10 protein-coding genes are annotated in these 19294 nt (G+C 36.8%); 6 read left to right on the forward strand and 4 right to left on the reverse strand.

Translation table 11 applies throughout. From position 1 onward, the window contains the following. Positions 1–125 precede the first annotated feature (125 nt). Positions 126–4625, forward strand: coding sequence for an EAL domain-containing protein (locus FHG08_RS17770; protein WP_178957387.1), 4500 nt, complete (start codon positions 126–128; stop codon positions 4623–4625). Between the two features lie 42 nt (positions 4626–4667). On the opposite strand, the gene FHG08_RS17775 is transcribed toward FHG08_RS17770, so the two are convergent. Further along, positions 4668–5561 (reverse strand): cation diffusion facilitator family transporter, encoded by an 894-nt coding sequence (locus FHG08_RS17775; RefSeq protein ID WP_138606760.1) that lies wholly within the window; start codon positions 5559–5561, stop codon positions 4668–4670. A 218-nt stretch (positions 5562–5779) separates the two neighbouring features. On the opposite strand from FHG08_RS17775, the gene FHG08_RS19280 reads away from it, so the two are divergent. The 4 genes from FHG08_RS19280 (at position 5780) to FHG08_RS17795 (ending at position 10697) form a co-directional block, all read left to right on the forward strand. After that, positions 5780–7204, forward strand: coding sequence for a diguanylate cyclase domain-containing protein (locus tag FHG08_RS19280; RefSeq protein WP_138621839.1), 1425 nt, complete (start codon positions 5780–5782; stop codon positions 7202–7204). Positions 7205–7374: 170 nt separating this feature from the next. Continuing rightward, entirely contained in the window at positions 7375–8226 is an 852-nt protein-coding gene (locus FHG08_RS17785) for a patatin family protein (protein ID WP_138621837.1), read from the forward strand. Positions 8227–8431: 205 nt separating this feature from the next. Further along, positions 8432–10456 (forward strand): ATP-binding protein, encoded by a 2025-nt coding sequence (locus FHG08_RS17790; protein WP_138621835.1) that lies wholly within the window; start codon positions 8432–8434, stop codon positions 10454–10456. A gap of 49 nt (positions 10457–10505) precedes the next feature. After that, a complete protein-coding gene (locus FHG08_RS17795; protein ID WP_138621833.1) occupies positions 10506–10697 on the forward strand; it encodes a DUF3185 family protein in 192 nt (63 codons plus the stop codon). A 94-nt stretch (positions 10698–10791) separates the two neighbouring features. Here FHG08_RS17795 and ahpF read toward each other — a convergent pair whose 3' ends face one another. The 3 genes from ahpF to FHG08_RS17810 form a co-directional block, all read right to left on the reverse strand. Continuing rightward, complete coding sequence (gene ahpF / locus FHG08_RS17800; protein ID WP_138621831.1) at positions 10792–12369, reverse strand: alkyl hydroperoxide reductase subunit F; 1578 nt, start codon at positions 12367–12369, stop codon at positions 10792–10794. 161 nt (positions 12370–12530) lie between these two features. Further along, positions 12531–13100, reverse strand: a complete 570-nt coding sequence (gene ahpC / locus FHG08_RS17805) for an alkyl hydroperoxide reductase subunit C (RefSeq protein ID WP_008115650.1) — start codon at positions 13098–13100, stop codon at positions 12531–12533. Between the two features lie 216 nt (positions 13101–13316). Next, on the reverse strand, positions 13317–15419 hold the full coding sequence (locus tag FHG08_RS17810; protein WP_178957389.1) for an EAL domain-containing protein: 2103 nt from the start codon (positions 15417–15419) through the stop codon (positions 13317–13319). A gap of 255 nt (positions 15420–15674) precedes the next feature. On the opposite strand from FHG08_RS17810, the gene FHG08_RS17815 reads away from it, so the two are divergent. Then, complete coding sequence (locus FHG08_RS17815; RefSeq protein ID WP_178957391.1) at positions 15675–19205, forward strand: ATP-binding protein; 3531 nt, start codon at positions 15675–15677, stop codon at positions 19203–19205. Positions 19206–19294: the final 89 nt, after the last annotated feature.

Below are 19294 nucleotides of genomic sequence, written 5' to 3' on the forward strand. Positions count from 1 at the left end.
AACACCCACAAAAAAGCAACAATTAATTCACACCTATGGTGCTTTTTGTAATTTTTAAATTAAACTCATGCTATATTACACCAATACTAAATACCAACCTTGTCGGCCAAAAAGGGTAAGTGCTTTTGAGTAAGTTTTTCTTCGTTGTTTACATATTTTTATTAGTTTGGATGCAACAGAGCTTTGCTTCACAAACTTACTCTGAACAACTACAACGTATTTCTATCAATGAACAACTTTCGCAAAGCTTTGTAGTAAAATCTGTACAAGATGATATTGGTTATGTGTGGGTAGCCACTACACAAGGCCTGTTTCGGTTCGACGGTTACCAGGTTACCCTTTACGAAAGCCCTACAGGTTTAAAAAATAATTATATAGTTAATATCTACAAAGCTAATAACGGTAAATTATTAGTTAGCACACAGCTCGCTGGAAGTTATTTAATTGACCCAAACACATTAAATGCTGAACAAATATATTCAGGTCATTTGAATCAAAATGAAGAAAAATACTCTCCGGTTGTTGCAGTTGCTGAGCAACTTACACATTTTTATTTTTCTATTGATGCGCACGTATATCGGTTTGATAAAAAAACAAAAAAGTTATCTCTTGTCATATCTTTGCCCAATGAAAATATGTTTATCCGTGCGTTGTCACTTTACCAAAACACCTTATATATTGGTTCCGATCAGGGCCTATACACTTATAACTCTGAAAGTAGCGAACGCCAACAAATAAAACTTAACGACACGAAAAAAGTTACTAATGATGGTAACAACGTAAAATTTCTATCTATAGACGAGAAACTTGGATTGTTCGTTGGTACGGTTGAAGGAATGTATCGGATTGCTTTTGATGAAAATAAACATATAGATCCTACAGCATTATCAACACTTATTAGTGATTATAATATTTGGGATTATGTAAACACACCCTATGGCGAATTTATTGCTACAGAAAGTGGTTTATTTGAGTTTGACAGAGCAACCTCAGAGCTCACTCATATTTTAAATTTTAAAGATAGTAGCTACAACATTACTGAAAACACAATCAACGATATTATGTTTGATGAATCTGGTTTGTTGTGGCTTGGTTCAAGAACTCATGGTGTATTAACATGGGCCGCACAAACAAAGAAATTCAAAAAAATCACCCTACCTGAAAATAATATTGTAAATGTTATATATCAAGATACACCGCAACTGCTCTGGATAGGCACTGACGACGGGCTTGTTCGTTATAACTCAAAAACAAAAACGAGTGATTTATTTTTACAATCTAAAGATAAGAAAGCAGCTTATGGTTTATCTGCTATCGGAGATATTTACTCTGCCAAAAGTATAGGCAACAACTACCTTTGGTTAGTGACTTTTTTTGGGCTTGAGCTTTTTAACAAAGAAACAGGCGCATTTGAACAAAACAAATTTATTACCGAGCATAATCTAAACACTGACTATTTATTTGGCCTTGCACAGGTAGCACCCAATACATTTGCTTATATTAATAATGATAACTTCTATATTTTTGACGGTTACTCTGGTGAAAATAGAGTTATAAAAGGTCTAAAAGAGCAAATATCTCCTTTACAGGCATACGCATTTCATACCCCTTCAAAAGCTTACCCCGATGAATTGCTATTAAGTACATCTGACTCGCTTTATCGATATAATGAAGCAACGGGCACTTTAACTACTATTTTTAAATCTAAAACAGCAAAAAATAATCTTTTTCATACCGTAGAAAACTATTACTTAGATTCAAAACGTGAATTACTTTGGTTAGCAACCACACAAGAGGGCTTAATTGCCGTTAACACTAAAACTTACGAGCAAGTTCATACTTTTGATAAAAACAATTCATTAAACACTAACTCTATTTTCGAACTTATTGCTGATGATAATGATTTTTTATGGGTTAGTTCCGATAATGGGCTATATCGACTTAATTTAAATACGTTAAACATAACCACCTATACAATAAAAGACGGTTTAAGCAACAACCACTTTACTGCAATTGCTGCACTAAAATTACAAAATAATGAGCTCGTGTTCGGTAATCGTAGCGGTGTACTGCAGTTTGACCCTTATCAATTTAAAAGTGGCCAAAAAAACACCCAAAGTAAATTAGCGATCACAAATATTAATTTGTTTTCAGAGACGCTCAACTACTCGCCTGAAAAATACCGTAATGAACCGTTAAAACTAAATCATGATGATATGGGGTTGACGGTTAGATTTTCTAATTTTGATTATAACAATATAGGTAAAACCTACTACAAAGTAGAGCTGAATGGTCCGTCATCTTTAAGTTATAACGACTTAAAATCTAATCAGGTGTTTTTTACTAAATTACAACCAGGTGATTATGAGCTATCAGTGTCCACACAACAACGAAATGGGGTTATTACCAGCGAGCCCGTAGTGCTTAAGTTTAGTGTTGCATATGCTCCTTGGCAGTCTCCTATTGCCTACGCATGCTATTTCCTCGCAGTGACCATAATTCTGTTTTTATTTTTTTGGCAATACCGTAGCCGTAAAATGGCGATTGAACGCGCCCACCGTGCAGCTATTCACTCTAAAGCTCAAACTGAATTAGCATTAAAGAGTAACAAGAGTGGCGTTTGGAACTACAGTTTTATAGACAATACTGTTAATACAGCCAGAGGAACTGAATTAGGTTACGAGAATATATCGAAACGTATTGATATAAGCAGACTTTTTAATATTATGCATCCTGATGAGCGCCGCAGAATACAAAGTAAGTGGGATGCATTTATAAAACAAACTCAACCACAAGACTGGCAAGCGACTTACCGATTACGGCACAAAGATGGTCATTGGTTATGGTTTCATGACCTTGGGCAAATTATTTATAATCAAGACAGCAAAAAGCCTGAATATGTATCTGGTATTTTTACTAATATTACCGAGCAGTTAGCAAACGAACAGCAAGCTAAAATACTTGGCGAAGCTTTTAGCCAGATCAATGACTTTTTACTTATTCTAGATGAAAACCTTGTACCTTTCTCAGCTAATAATAGCTTTATGGAGGTATTCTCTGATGATGGTGAAGAGGGAGCTGTTACTACTGAGCTATTTATAAAAGCGATTGGTCAAACTAAATGCAAAGAATTTGCAACCACGTTAAAGGCACTGCAACCCAAAGAAAATTGGCGAACAAATGCCTATGTTAATACTACAAAAGCACAGCAACACCCTATTCATATAAGTGCCACTGCAGTCGCTAATGAAGAAGGTAAAGTTGGTTATTATGTAATTGTAATTACAGACTTAACCGAGCAAAAACGTGCTGAAAATGAGTTACGTTATTTGGCCAACTATGATGCGTTAACCGGGCTACCTAATCGTAGCTTAATGAATCAAAAAATTGAAAATGCCATCACAAAGGCCGCTAAAAACGACTTGCAATGTGCGGTTATATTTATAGATTTAGATAAATTCAAACCTGTGAATGATTCGTTTGGGCATGCAGTAGGCGACAAGTTACTGTGTAACATTACTGAACGAGTTGCCTTATACCTAGGTGACCACGCGACTTTTGGACGCCAAAGTGGTGATGAGTTTTTAGTCTTAATCGAGAACATTACTTCTATGTCTTCTCTGCAACACACGCTTAACGAAATGAGTAATGAGCTCGCAAGCAAAGTTATTATTGAAGACTTTTCTATTAATATATCTGCCAGTATTGGTATTGCCTTATATCCCCATGATGCATGCTCAACTGATGCTTTGATCCGCAATGCAGATATCGCTATGATGCATGCAAAACAAGCAGGTCGAAATGGATTTCAGTTTTTTAATGAAAAAATGAATGAGCAAATTAAACAAAAACTTATTCTTGAAAATGACTTAAAAGATGCCGCAAAAGATAACCAATTATTTAATCATTACCAACCCGTGGTTAATACAAAAGATAAAACAATAAGTGGCGTTGAGTTATTGATGCGTTGGGAAAACCAAGGAAAACTTATCTCTCCGGCTTTATTTATACCGGTGGCAGAAGAAACTGGCCTAATTGATATGCTTACTGAGCAAGCATTGCAACGTGCAATCACAGAGCTTGCGCCTATCCTTAGCGTAAACCCACTGTTTTATATTTCGTTAAATGTATCACCAAAACATATTTTAAAGGCCAATATAACCGAGCGACTGAGCGCTATACTTGAGAAAGCCAGTATTAAACCACAGCAAATACGCCTAGAAATCACAGAAAACACGCTGTTAGAAGATAAGTACAAAGCAGCAAAACAACTTAAAAGCCTTCAAGCTGCAGGGTTTAAACTATTTCTTGATGATTTTGGTACTGGCTATTCATCACTCACTTATTTGAGCCAATTTCCAATTAATGTAATAAAAATTGACCAAAGCTTTGTTAACAGTATTGGCACAGACAAAGGTGACGAGTCGATTATTAAAACTATTTACTCGCTTGCTGAAAACTTAGAGTTATATTGTATTGCTGAAGGGGTAGAGACGCGGGAGCAACTAGACTTTTTAACAAACATAGGTTGCTATAAACTTCAGGGTTACTATTTTGCTCGCCCTATGAGTGCCAGCGATTTAATGAGCCCTGCATGCTTTGAGAAGATTATTGATTTAATCTAAACCTAAAAGCGACTTAACCAAGTCGCTTTTAGGTTAAACTTTTTAATGGATGTGCTTGCATTCATAGCTTTCGATTTGTAGCACACTGTTACGAACATTAAATTTATCTGCAAGTAGTTTGATTACTTTTAAACGACATTCTTCATCATGCTTTTCTATAGTGCAATGTTGCTTTAACACTACGTGAGCACCTACTATCACTTTTTTATTTTTACGAACAACGGTAACGTTATGCACATTTGCAACATGCTCCATACTGGTTATTTCTGTTTCGATATCTTGGACTTCTGGCAACTTTGCTTTATTTGAGCGTAGCCCTTTAATGCAACTAATTATCACCTTAATTCCCGTAAACAGTACAAATGATGCAATTAACATACTCGATAAAATATCAATCACATTCCAGCCTGTAATATAAATAAGAACACCGGCAACAAAAGTGGAAACAGTCGAGATTAAATCAAAAAACGAATGTAAAAATACCGCATACACATTAATACTGGCTTTACGACCTTTATATAATACCCACGCTGCCGCACCATGAAATAAAAAACCGATAGCTGCAATCACCGACATTAAATAACTATTTATGATCAGCTCATGTCCACCTTTGTGGTCCAAAAAGCGCTCAGCTCCCTCAAATAAAATAAGTAAACTGATAGTAAGATATAAAATGCCGTTGATCAGACCGCCGATTAATTCAGCTTTTTGATGGCCGTCGTTATAAGTTTTAGCCAAATGAATAGCAAAGCTTGAGGCAATAAGTGCTATAAATAGTGAGCTGTTATGAACAAATAAGTGACCGGCATCAGCAAGAACAGCCAGTGAATTAGCATAATAAGCACCTATAAGCTGAATCACCATAAACGAACAGGTAATTGCAAGTGCAATTAATAGACGGCGACGGGAGGCGTGATGTGTAGTTATTTCTGTCATGAAATATAAAAGGCCTTTACTGAAAACAAAGTAAGCTAATGAAATAAAGCAAATTAGAAAGTGCGAAATGATATACAGTCACAATTGTAATACGAAGACCAATTAAACGCACTAAAAACTTAGTAAAATGCAAAGAACTGTACTAAATATAAAGAGACATATATTATTAATAATTAAAAGATTTGGCGAGTTCTGCCTGTATAATTGCGGAGAAATCAGTGAGTCATGACTCAGACAAAACAATTTGGCAGGTTTTTAATCTTATTAATTTAGCCGTGATTGTTTATGATGATAAAAACCAAAACTACACATTAAATCAGCATGCCAAAACGTTACTCAAAATAGAGGATGAAAGTGCTGTTAAAAAAGGTGCTTTTAGCAATGTTGTGCTGCGCGACTTTAGTAATGATGAAGTTGTCAGTATTGAGCAATTATTTTCTTCTAATATAACAACCGTTTTATTAGATTCTGAATCCACTTTACAACTGTTAAATATTGATCATTCTATAATTGATGGCTCTATATCTATGCTCACTTTAGAGCAAAATCATACACTCACAGAGCAATACAACTTTGATCATATTATCTCTAAAATCTCTACCAAACTTATTGATATACAAAACGATAATATAGACCAACAAATTAACTTTGCCCTCAAAGCCATTGGCACCGTATTAAAGGCTGACCGTAGTTATTTATTTGAATTTAACACTGACAATGAAACTATCACTAATACTCACGAATGGGTTAATAAGGGTATTGTTGCTTGCAAAGACAGACTGCAAAACATACCAAAGGTTGAACTCCCCTATTTTTTTGAAGTGATGAATGAGAACCATCTATTTCAAGTAAATGATATTGAGCTATTACCTACTAAAGCTGACGCTGAAAAAGCAGAGTTTAAAGAGCAAAGCATTCAGTCGGTTTTATGCATAGGCCTTCGTTTCGATGAGGAACTGGTAGGCTTCATCGGCTGTGATTGCGTTAAAACTAAGCGCAATTGGAGCAAAATTGATTTGATTAGAATAAAGCTCGTAGGTGAAATCATCAATAATGCCCTCAAGAATATTAACTATAAAAAAAAGCTGCAGTTAACCCAACAGCAATTAATTAACGCCAACACTAAGCTCAATAAATTAGCGAATACCGATGCACTTACTGATATTGCAAACCGTCGCTTTTTCGATAGCACTCTCAACAGTGAAATTAAGCGTTGTGCAAGACATAATCAGCCTATTAGTTTGATTATGTGTGACATCGATTTCTTTAAACGCTATAACGATAACTATGGTCACCAAAAAGGTGATGACACATTAAAACAAGTGGCGCGCGCTTTAAAAAGCGTATGTAAACGTGAGGGTGATATAGTAGCTCGGTATGGAGGCGAAGAATTTACAATTATTTTGCCGGCCTCTAATAAAGAACAATGCCAAAAGTTTACTGTACTGATACAGCAAAAAATTAAAGCGTTAAATATTCCCCATGAATTTTCTTCTGTTACTCCTCATATCACAATGAGCTTTGGGTATTTTACCACTTACCCAAACGCTAATACTAATATGCAAACGATAATAAAAAATGCCGACATTGCTTTATACAAAGCTAAAAAAGCAGGCAGAGATCAAATATGTTCTTTTGAATAACGTATATATTAATTTTTAAAAACAAGTTATCGCTTCTATTCCCTGCAACCTTTGATATTTTCTTATCCTAACTAATAATTAAAACAAGTCCCGAATCAAAGCAAAAAGTTGCTCGCACAGTTTGAGCACACTTGGTAGCATAAGTGTATTGTCAAAGGAAGGAAGTTAACATGAGCAATAGCCAACATACATTAGTGGTAGAGGGTGGTGCCATGCGCGGTATTTTTGCAGCTGGCGTGCTAGATGAGTTTTTAGCACAACAATATCAACCTTTTACCAGCTATTTTGGTGTATCTGCTGGAGCAACGAACGTCGCGGCTTATCTATGTAAGCAAGCAACTCGAAACTACAAAGTGATTACTGATTATTCCTGTAGGCCTGAATTTATTAACCTTTCCCGATTTGTTAAAGGCGGCCATTTGTTTGATTTGGACTGGCTTTGGCAAGAGACCATACGTGAAATTCCTTTAAATACCGACGAATTCTCTCAATCCCCTCACGACTTTTATATTGTTGCAACGGCAATCGAGTCTGGGCAAGCTCATTATTTACAAGCAACAGGCAGCGAAATGGTAGAGCAATTAAAAGCCTCTTGCGCTATACCCATAGCTTATCGGGATTATCCAAAAATAAATGGCATGGCCATGACCGATGGTGGCGTTGCCGACTCTATTCCGGTAAAAAAAGCTTATGAAATGGGGGCATCAGAAATAACGGTTATCCTTTCTCAACCTTTAGGCTATCGTAAAAAAGATAACAAAGTACCGTGGTTAACTAAACAACTCTATAAAGATACTCCTGCACTTGCACAGGCCACTATTCAGCGTTCTAAAAACTATAATGACAGTATTGATTTTTTGCATAATGCTCCACCTGATTGTAAAGTAAATATTATCGCACCTCCAATGGGGTTTAAAGTCGGTCGCACCACTAAAAATCGGGCTATACTCAATTCAGGCTATCAAATGGGCATAAGTGAAGCTAAAACCTACTTGAATAACTCTCGATTTGCTAAGGAATGATCATAAGCTATAAAATCAACCTATAAGAAGTATACATTGATATAACCTTTGAATTTACAGCTTACTCCAGCTATTAATTTTTAAACCAACGGGGTAATGTAATAAAGAACGATGTGTTCGCCATCGTATTGCAAAAAACAGATTAAATTTAGGCGTGTTTTTTGCATTAAATTTTGTGTACACACCAAATAAATTAAGGGTTTTTGTGAATTTTCTTCGATGCTTTCATAATATAGTCTCAGATCAGCAGCTAAGCTTTGATCAAAAAATTGCAGACTTACTTGCTTTTGGGCTCGATGTTTTTCAACTCGACTTAGCTATTATCAGCCGTGTAAAAAATGATTCTTACATTGTTTTACATGCCATCACCCCTGACAATTCTCTTGCTATTGGCACTGAGTTTGAGTTAAACGGCACCTATTGCACGCATACCTTGTCGGCCAACTCTGCACTCGCATTTCATAATGCGTCGCAAAGTAGTATTGCAAATCATCCATGCTACATTAACTTCCAATTAGAAGCGTACATTGGTGCGCCTATACGAATAGGCACAGACGTGTTTGGTACCGTTAACTTTTCATCAGCTCAAGAATGCGCTCCTTTTAGCGATGAAGCCTATGATTATATTGAATTATTAGCGCAGTGGTTAGGCTCGGAATTTGCGCGCAATCAGGATAAAGCCAATCTCACTAAAAATAGTGACACTTTATTAAAGCTTGAAAGCGTGGCAAATATAGGTACATGGGAAGTCGACTTAATAGAAAATACTATTTTTTGGAGCCAACAAACTCGGCGCATTCATCAAGCCGAAGAAGGCTTTACTCCTGATATGAATACCGCTATCGAGTTTTATAAAGCAGGAAAAAGCCGCAATAGTATTAATAAAGCGGTAGAAAATGCGGTATCTAAGGGTGAAAAATGGCATTTAGAGCTGGAAATAATTACCGCTAAACAACAAAACATTTGGGTTTCTACCTTTGGTGAGGCCGAGTTTAACAACGGCCAATGTGTGCGGTTATTTGGTACTTTTCAAGATATAACTGAAGCCGTAAAGTTACGCGAAGAGTTAAAACAAAAAAAAGCGCTCGCTGAACAATTACTCAAAGATAGAAGTATGCTGTTTGCAAAAATCAGTCATGAGCTACGCACTCCGCTAAATGGCATTACGGGTATGTTAGCGACACTCATAGATGAACACGATTATGACAAGCGGGCGGAAAAAATTAAAGTCGCCCTTCGAAGTGCTGATATTTTATTGAATATTATTAATGAAGTACTCGATTTTTCAAAAATAAATCATGGTGAATTAAAACTGGAGCCTCATCACTCCCTACTTAAAACGGTATTTACCGATTTGGTTTCTTTGTATTCGGTATTGTTTAGCAATAAAAACATTGAACTACGAGCCACTAACCTCATTCCTAATGATGTTTGGGTATACTGCGACACTTCTCGATTAAGCCAAATTATCTCTAATTTACTGAGTAACGCATTAAAATTTACAGAGCATGGTTCTGTTTCTCTCGATTCACAGTTAGCATTAAATACAAAGCGCCCTTTACTTACAATTAAAATAACCGACACGGGTCGCGGCATGAGTAAAGCATATTTAAACTCATTATTTAAGCCCTTTACCCAAGAGGTTGATGCTAACAACAATAAAGGTGGCACCGGGTTAGGCTTAGCCATAGTTAAAGAGCTCGTTGGTTTTATGAATGGTAAAATTGAGGTAACCAGTGAGGTTAACGTGGGCACGTGTTTTACCTTAACTATCCCAATTGAGCTTGGTAAACAACAAACACAAAAACCTAGCCTTAAATTTATTAATAACCATAGTAATCAGCTCTCGGTTTTGGTGGTTGATGATAACGAAATAAATCGCCTGGTATTAGAATCTGCACTGGATAAATTTAATATAAAATCAGACTTTGCTATTGACGGCCAAGATGCCCTGTTAAAATGCAAACAAAAGCATTTTGACCTTATTTTTATGGATTGCATTATGCCTATCATGGATGGTTTTGAAGCCACCAAGCAACTAAAGGCACAAGGTATCTGTGACTCGCAAGAAACTTATATTGTGGCGTTAACTGCTAATGCATCCTCACAAGATAAACTAAACTGTAAGCAAGCAGGCATGGATATGTTTATAGCCAAACCGTTTAAACTGCCAGCGATAGAAGAAGCAATTACAAATACACTAAAAAGACTGGGCGTAGCCACATTATAACAACGAGTGTCGCCCAGATTAACTAGCACTAAAAACACAAAGGATCATTATGACAAATAAAATCATTGGTATTGTACTTATTGTTATTGGCGTAGCACTTGGTATGTGGGGTTATGATGTTTACGATTCTGCAGCTTCACAAGTTACTCGTGCATTCAATGGCGAAACCCCAGCAGAAGCATGGCTTGGCTTTATTGGTGGCGCAGTTTGTATTTTAGTAGGCCTTACCCGACTTAAATAGCACACAAAAAAGCCGCCTTTGGAGAGGGCGGCTTGGGTGAACAAACAGCTATGGGTGAGAGCTGTTTTATCAAGAGGCTTACGCTAAAACACTATTAAGCAGCATTTTGCTCTGCATCGGGTGTTTGGCGAATTAAATAGTCAAAAGCTCCTAAGCTAGCAGTTGCTCCGGCGCCCATAGCAATAATAATTTGCTTAAATGGCGTATTGGTCGCATCGCCCGCACCGTATATACCCGGTAACGACGTTGCACCTTTTGCATCAATGAGTATTTCACCAAATTGACTAAGCTCAAGGTCACTCTCTTTTAACCATTCGGTGTTTGGTATCAAACCAATTTGTACAAATATACCGGCTAAAGCTAGCTCCTTACTTTCTCCAGAAACACGATCGGTATAATTCAGGCCTATAACTTTGTTACCATCACCGAGTACTTCAGTAGTTTGTGCATTTTTAATAATAGTAATGTTTTTTAAGCTATTAGCTTTACGAATAAGCACTTCGTCAGCACGTAACGTATCGGCAAATTCAAGCACCGTTACATGCTCAACAATGTTGGCTAAATCAATAGCCGCTTCAATACCTGAGTTACCGCCACCTATTACAGCAACAGGTTTGCCTTTAAATAATGGTCCATCGCAATGCGGGCAGTATGCAACGCCATGGCCTTTATATTGCTGCTCGCCAGGTACGTTCATTTCACGCCAGCGTGCACCGGTTGCTAGCACAAGTGATTTAGCTTGTAATACAGCGCCATTTTCTAAAGTAATATCATAGCCATTACTGCCTTTTTGCAGATTTGCAGCGCGTTGGTTGTGCATTACATCAACATCATATTCTTTAACGTGCTCTTCAAGCTGAGCCACCATTTTTGGCCCTTCGGTTGCTTTTACCGAAATAAAGTTTTCAATGGCCAATGTGTCAGCTACTTGGCCACCAAATCGATCGGCAACCACCCCCGTATTTAGCCCTTTACGTGCAGAATAAATAGCTGCCGAAGCACCTGCTGGCCCACCACCGACGACAAGAACATCAAACACTGATTTTTCATTCAATGCTTTGGCTTGGCGCTGTGCACCTTTGCTATCAACTTTATTTAAAATATCGGTTAGGCTCATTGCCCCTTGGCTAAAAGGTTCTCCGTTTAAGTACACAGCGGGTACAGCCAATATATTTCGTTGCTCTACTTCATCTTGAAACAGAGCACCATCAATCATGGTGGCTTTGATATTGCTATTTGTAGCAGCCATTGTATTGAGCGCTTGAACCACTTGCGGGCAGGTTTGGCAGCTCAAACTAATATACACTTCAAAATTGAGTGTTTGCTCAAGTGTTTGTATTTGTTCAATGTCATCTTTGCTTGCTTTACTAGGGTGACCACCCGTATGTAATAGCGCTAACACTAAACTAGTAAATTCATGACCCATAGGTACCCCTGCAAAGGTAATATGGGTGTTTTTTTGTGGCGAATGCACCACCATTGAAGGTCTGCGTGCCGAAGTATCTGGATTGTTACTCACACTAAACTTATCGCTTAGTGATGCTAAATCATTCGCTAAACTTTCTACTTCTGTTGATTTTTTGCTGTCATCCAAGGCGATAAGCAGCTCAACAGGCTGAGTCAGCGATTCAAAATGGCTTTTTAATTGGTTCTTTATGTTGTTGTCTAACATGGCTTAGCCCCTTAAGGAAAAATAAAACAGCAGAACCCCCATGCCATCAGTGCATGTGCGAATTTTAGAAAAGAGTGATGGCGCGGGAGAGTGCCCAGTGAGCCAAGTAGGCTCACTGGTATTAGAGTTATGTACTACTCTAAGTTTAGTGAAGGTAAGGTTTAAATCTTACCAACTAGGTCTAGTGAAGGTGCTAATGTGTCTTCACCTGGCTGCCAAGATGCAGGACATACTTCACCGTCATGAGTGGCAATGTATTGTGCGGCTTGTACTTTACGAACAAGTTCTTTAGCACTTCGACCAATACCTAAATCATGCGTTTCAACAACTTTGATTTCACCCTCTGGGTTCATTACAAATGTACCGCGAAGTGCTAAACCATCATCTTCAATCATTACACCAAAGTTACGTGTAATGCGTCCTGTTGGGTCGCCAATCATTGGGTAAGTAATTTTACCGATAGTGTCTGACGTGTCATGCCAAGCTTTGTGCGTAAAGTGCGTATCTGTTGATACCGAGTAAACCTCTACGCCCATTTCTTGTAGCTGTGCATAATGATCTGCAAGGTCACCTAATTCAGTTGGGCATACAAATGTGAAATCTGCTGGGTAAAAGAAAAAGATAGACCACTTACCTAATACGTCTTTTTCAGTGAGTTCTACAAAGTCACCATTGTGGTAAGCTGTTGCATTGAAAGGTTGTAATTTTGTGTTAATCAATGAAGTGCTCATAGTATTCCTCATTTATGTTTAGTGTATTTAAAAAAGTTAACGCCTTGTGCGTTGGCTTGATTAATACAATAAGGCCATTGAGAAATTAAATAAAATTGATTGTTTAGATTGAAATAATCGCTTTTTAAGATTACTCAAGCTAATAAGCCACAATAATTGAATGCAAGCTATCTTAAAATTAAAAATACTAGTTACACTGAGCACTAAAGGTAGCCATCAGAAAATGAGATTTTCAAATTCATTTTCAGGTAAAGCTTTGCTAAACAAAAATCCTTGCCCTTCTTCACACTCAAGCGAAATAAGTGTATCGAGCTGTGCTTGAGTTTCAATGCCTTCACCAACAATCTTTAAATTAAGTGAGTGTGCTAAATGGGTGATTGCTTTCACAATATCTAGGCTTTGCTTATCATCAACCATATCTTTAACAAATGACTGGTCAATCTTTAATACATCAACAGGAAATAACTTTAAATACGATAAACTCGAATAGCCCGTTCCAAAGTCATCTATCGCTATGCTCAAACCAAGGTTTGAAAGCCCGTTTAATATCCTACTTGTTTCATCAAAATCACTCATTAAAGCGCTTTCTGTCACTTCTAATTCAAGATAACCACTAGGAAGCTCAGTATCCTCAAGTACTTGTGCTACGCTTTCTATAAATTTAGGATCTGTAAATTGTTTAGCAGCAACATTAACAGCAACTTTAATTGGATGGCCTTTATCTAGCCAGCGTTTAGCCGCTCTGCAGCTTTGTTTTAAAACGCTATGACCCAACTTATTAATTAAACCAGTCTCTTCAGCTAATGGAATAAAGTGTAACGGCGATATAAAACCGTCTTCCTCATCTCTTAACCTCACTAACGCCTCAGCACCTATGATTAATTTATTTTTTAAACTAAGCTTGGGCTGAAAGTGAACTTCCAACGTGTCTTTTTCAAGTGCATTTCTCAAAAGCTTATCTATATTTTGACGTTGATGAAACTCATGTTCTAAGTCATCTGAAAAATAACAAAATCTATCTCTACCATGCTCTTTGGCTTTATACATTGCTGCATCAGCATGCGACATCATTAATTCGGCAGAATCAGAATCCGTTGGATTAATACTAATTCCCACGCTTATAGTTAAATTAAACTCTCTTCCATCAACACGAAAAGGTTGATGCATTGCATACAAAATATCAGATGCAACAGCATCAACATGACACGGCGATTTAATACCTGGGAGCAACAATACAAATTCATCCCCGCCAACACGGGCCAAGGTCGTATTTAAATCAACAATAGATTCAAGTCGTTTAGCAACCAGTTTTATGATTTGGTCGCCAATATGGTGTCCCTCTGTATCATTTAAATATTTAAAATGATCAATATCAATTAACATTAACGCCACTAAAAAACCATTACGCACAGATACCTGACAAGCATGCGCAACGCGATCATGTAATAAAATTCGATTGGGTAAATCGGTTAATTGGTCATGGTTTGCTAAATGGCTCATCTTAACAGCCATCGCAATCGACTCGCTCACATCATGAAAAACTATAATCGCGCCAATAATATTCCCCTTTTCATCTCTGATGGGGGAAGCAGAATCCTCAACCCGATGAATTCTGCCATTTAAGCTCGTTAATTGGCAATTAAGCGCCATAGCTACTCTTCGCTGCTCTTTTAAAGCAATAGAAATTGGATTAAGGCTTTTGTGCTTTGTGGTTGCATCCCGTAGTTGCATAACCTCTGAAATATGATTACCAACTGCTTCATGCATTACCCAACCGGTCATCATTTCTGCAATCGGGTTCATAAACGTTATTTTTTCGTCTTTGTCTGTTGCTATAACTGCGTCGCCAATCGAGTTGAGCGTTACGCGCAATCTTTCTGATTCAATAGCAAGTAAACGCTGTGAATGTTTTAGTTGTTGCTCTTGTGTTTTTAGTTTTAGATGATTGCCAACGCGCAAGCGGCATACCTTAAGATCAACGGGCTTTTGTATATAGTCAATCCCACCCAACTCTAAAGACAAATGCTCAAACTTACTCTCATTATGGGAGGTAATAAATATTACTGTTACACCACTAGTTTTGGGATCGTTTTTTAAGCGTTTACACACTTCTAACCCGCTAATATCAGGTAATTCAATATCTAATAAAATAATTTCTGGTAAGAACTGCTGTGCTTTTTCAATGGCGCCAAAACCAGTATCGCTACATATAACTTCTGCAATATCTGATAAAGCTCCCTCTAAAATCATTAAACTAGTGGGTTCATCATCAACAATAAGTACTCGTTGCGCAAAGCTTTGATCTACAGTGGTTAACACAATCACTTCCCATAAAAAATTAAACAAATGCACATAAAGCCTAGCTTAGTTAACCCAAACCTCCACCAATTACCTAAAATATATACTTAAGTATTATATTATTAGCGTCAATCAAAAAGGGTTTGTAGAGTTCTAAATTTGAGATAAATAAATACAAAACAAAACTCTTTATTAAAAGTAAAACTTGATCAATTACCTATAGCTCTCTAAGTTTAGGGTAGCTAAATAATGGCTGGTCTTTAATTGGAGTAGTGGATGCCAATAAATCTTAAGAAAAGGATAATTCGTCAGGTAAGTAATTACACCCTTTTATTCCCAATTTCTTTATCCGCCATAATGACCTTAATTGTTGTAGCCATTATTATTAATGAAGCAAGTTTATCGCGCTCAGTACTTAGCTTTGTAGAGCATGAAATCATAGACAAAAACCAATCTATTAATTCACAAACGCAAGAGGTTATTGAAAACTACCGTCGAGATATTCGTTTTTTACACGCAACCCCTCCAATCAAAGGTTTAGCTAGGGCATCAAATAACAAAGGAGTAGACCCACTAGAAAACACCACCTATGCTCAATGGAAAACTAGGCTTGAAATTATATTTGCAGCGTTTTTAAAAAATAACCCCGATTACGAGCAGCTAAGAATCATCAGTACCAACAAAAAAGGACAAGAACTGGTAAGGGTTGATCGCGTTCAGGGTGCAGTAGAGGTTATAGATTTAAATAGGCTCCAAAATAAAGGAGCGCAAGAGTACTTTACGGCCAGTAGTAACCTCTCTGATGGCGAAATATATATGTCTGAAATTTCGTTGAATAGAGAGTACGGTAAAATAGAGTTTCCTTATCGCCCGATGTTGAGGCTGTCTATGCCAATTTTTGATGAAAATCAAAATAGATTTGGCTTTATCATAATTAACGTGAATGCTAACAACTTATTAACCCTTTTAAAAAACAGTATTAATACACCATTTCAACTCGCTTTAACTGACAGTAACGGCTATTTTTTATCACACCCAAATAAAGATTTCACCTTTGGTAAAGACCTAAATAGTGATATTAGCATCAATAATAATTACACTTTTAACCCCGTTGCTAATAGCTCATTGTCGCTTATAAAACCAAAAAGCAATGCGCAAACAAGTTATTACACCGCAAGAAAAAAAATCACTTTAGCGCTGGGTGAAAAACAAAACTTTTTATCTAGCCACGTTTTAGCGCCTGTTGAGTATATAAAAAATATTGAAATGGAACGTAGAACAAAGCTCTACGCCTTTTTACTTATTTTGGTTATTGTATTAACTATCATTCTCGCATTTTTCAATCGTAGTCTTCGCAAAAGCCAAGAGCTTGCAAATGCGCGCGCACAATCTGAGGCGATTATAACCGGATCATCTGATGCGGTAATTGGCATTACCAATAACGGTATTGTCTCTAGTTGGAATAACGCCGCAACTCTGATGTTTAAACTTGGAGAATTAGAAGCTATTGGAAAATCAATTAATGATTTAAAAATAATAGATCAGCTAAATTTTAACGAGATAATTGAAAAGTTCACTGGTGGTACTCGTCAATTTAAGCAAGACGCTAGTATCAGTAACGGCTCTACTAAACGCTACTTTTCACTCTCTTTATCAGCCATTATCGATCAATTTGGAATGTTTATTGGTATAGCAATAATAGCCAGAGATGTAACCAAAGAGCGCACCATTGAGAATGAAATAATAAAAGTAAATCATGAGCTTGAAAATAAAGTAGCTATTCGCACTAAAGAGCTCAAACAAGCCAGTGAAGTAAAAAGCGCGTTTATTTCTAATATAAGCCATGAAATGCGTACTCCACTTAATGGCATAGTGGGTACTTTAAACTTAATAAAAAAAGAGCCATTAAGTGAAACACAAAAAAACTATTTAGAAATGACCGAAGTAAGTGTGAGTGCTTTATCTGTATTAATAAATGATATTTTGGATTTATCTAAAATAGAAGCCGGTAAACTTGAGTTGAACTTTAAAGAGTTTAATTTAATAAAATTAATCGAAAGCGTTTGTGGCAGTATGGCTGTTAAAGCTCAGGAGAAAGGCCTCGAATTTGTTTTAGATGTTGTGAATTTAAAATGTAAAACGATTACAACTGACCCCCATCGTTTTTCACAAATCCTGACTAACTTAGTAAATAATGCGATTAAATTTACTGAAACTGGGTTTATAAAGGTCACCGCTTATTGCGAGCAAACAAGCAATGATACTGTGACCGTTCACGTAAAAGTTACCGATAGCGGTGTGGGCATTGCACAAGAAAACCAGAACAAATTATTTACCGCCTTTTCCCAAGAAGACAAAAGCGTGGCATCTAAATTTGGTGGAACAGGGCTGGGGCTTTCTATATGCAGACAGCTTTGTAGCCTTCTAGGCGGAGAAATTAGCTTTGAGTCAGAAAAGTCTCTAGGTAGTAGTTTTCACATAAAACTAACACTGAGCAACGCTGATACAACTCATTATAGTTTTGCCCCACGATTAAAAAACAAAAGCTTCGCTATTGTGACTAAAAATAACGAGTTAGCCGACAGCATAAATAATTTAATAGCTGCTTTTTCTGGAAATAGTTTTTCAGCTGAACAATTACAACAATCTCTTGTTTCAGATGATATAAAAAACGTGTCTTTACCTGACTTTATACTTATTGAACAAGACGACACATTGTTAAAACGTTTAGATGAAATGTGGCCAACTATTGCTAATAATCATGTAATTAAAGTTATTTTATTAGCAAATCGCGGTTATCCTCAAATTAAAACAAGACACGTGCAAGCCAGCTTACTTTCTAAACCAATACTTATTTCAGAGTTTTTAAAAACAGTCGCCGATGAACGCAGCCTTGAAGATAAAATAAGTGCTGGTAGCAGTAATATTAATATTAACAAACGCCGTGAATCAGACTCAGTTAAAACTGATAATTCTGACTTTAAAGGGGCACATGTTCTTATCGTTGATGATAACGAAATAAATATAGAAGTAGCCGCGGGTATATTGTCATGTTTATCTTTAGAGATAGATACCGCGTCAAATGGCCAACAAGCAGTAGAAAAACTTGTTAACTCGGTGGCCAATAATCATCAATACCACTGTGTATTTATGGACTGCCAAATGCCTATATTGAATGGTTATGATGCAGCAAAACAAATAAGAGCTGGTGAAGCAGCGCCTCAAAATATTGATATTCCCATAGTCGCTATGACTGCTAATGCAATGATGGGTGAAAGACAAAAATGCCTAGATGCAGGAATGAATGATTACATCACTAAACCAATCTCTGCAGAGGTATTAGTTGCAACGGCTACAAAGTGGTTGTCTTCAACTTTTATAAAAGAAGCTCCATTGGAAAATAATCAGCTTAACGAAATTAATAAACCAGTTTCTGATACTTTGGATAGTCAAAGTTTACCTGATTGGGATAAAGATAACGCGCTATCTCGGTTATTAAATAATGAAGAGCTTCTTATAAAAGTATGTGAATTATACCTTCAGAGTACACCAATTAAGCTAGAAGAACTTGAGGATGCAATAAATAACAATAATTTATCGCAAATATCAAAATTAAGTCATGGCTTGAAAGGCTCATCGGGTGATGTAGGTGCGGCTAACTTGCATAAATTATTTGATGAATTAGAAGTAATGGCCAGTGAAAATGCCATGGGCAGTATGAAGAATAAATTAGAGCTCATTCAAACTAGCTACAAAAAACTCGAATCAACCATTAACAGCTACTTAGAGATACAACCCAGTAGTTAGCATTTTGTGGGTAATAATGAATAAACCACTGAAAATATGTATTGCTAATTAAAGTTAAAAGCGCCTAAAGGCGCTTTTAATTTTTGAGT

The organism is Pseudoalteromonas sp. Scap03 (assembly GCF_013393115.1).
Taxonomy (GTDB): Bacteria; Pseudomonadota; Gammaproteobacteria; order Enterobacterales; family Alteromonadaceae; genus Pseudoalteromonas.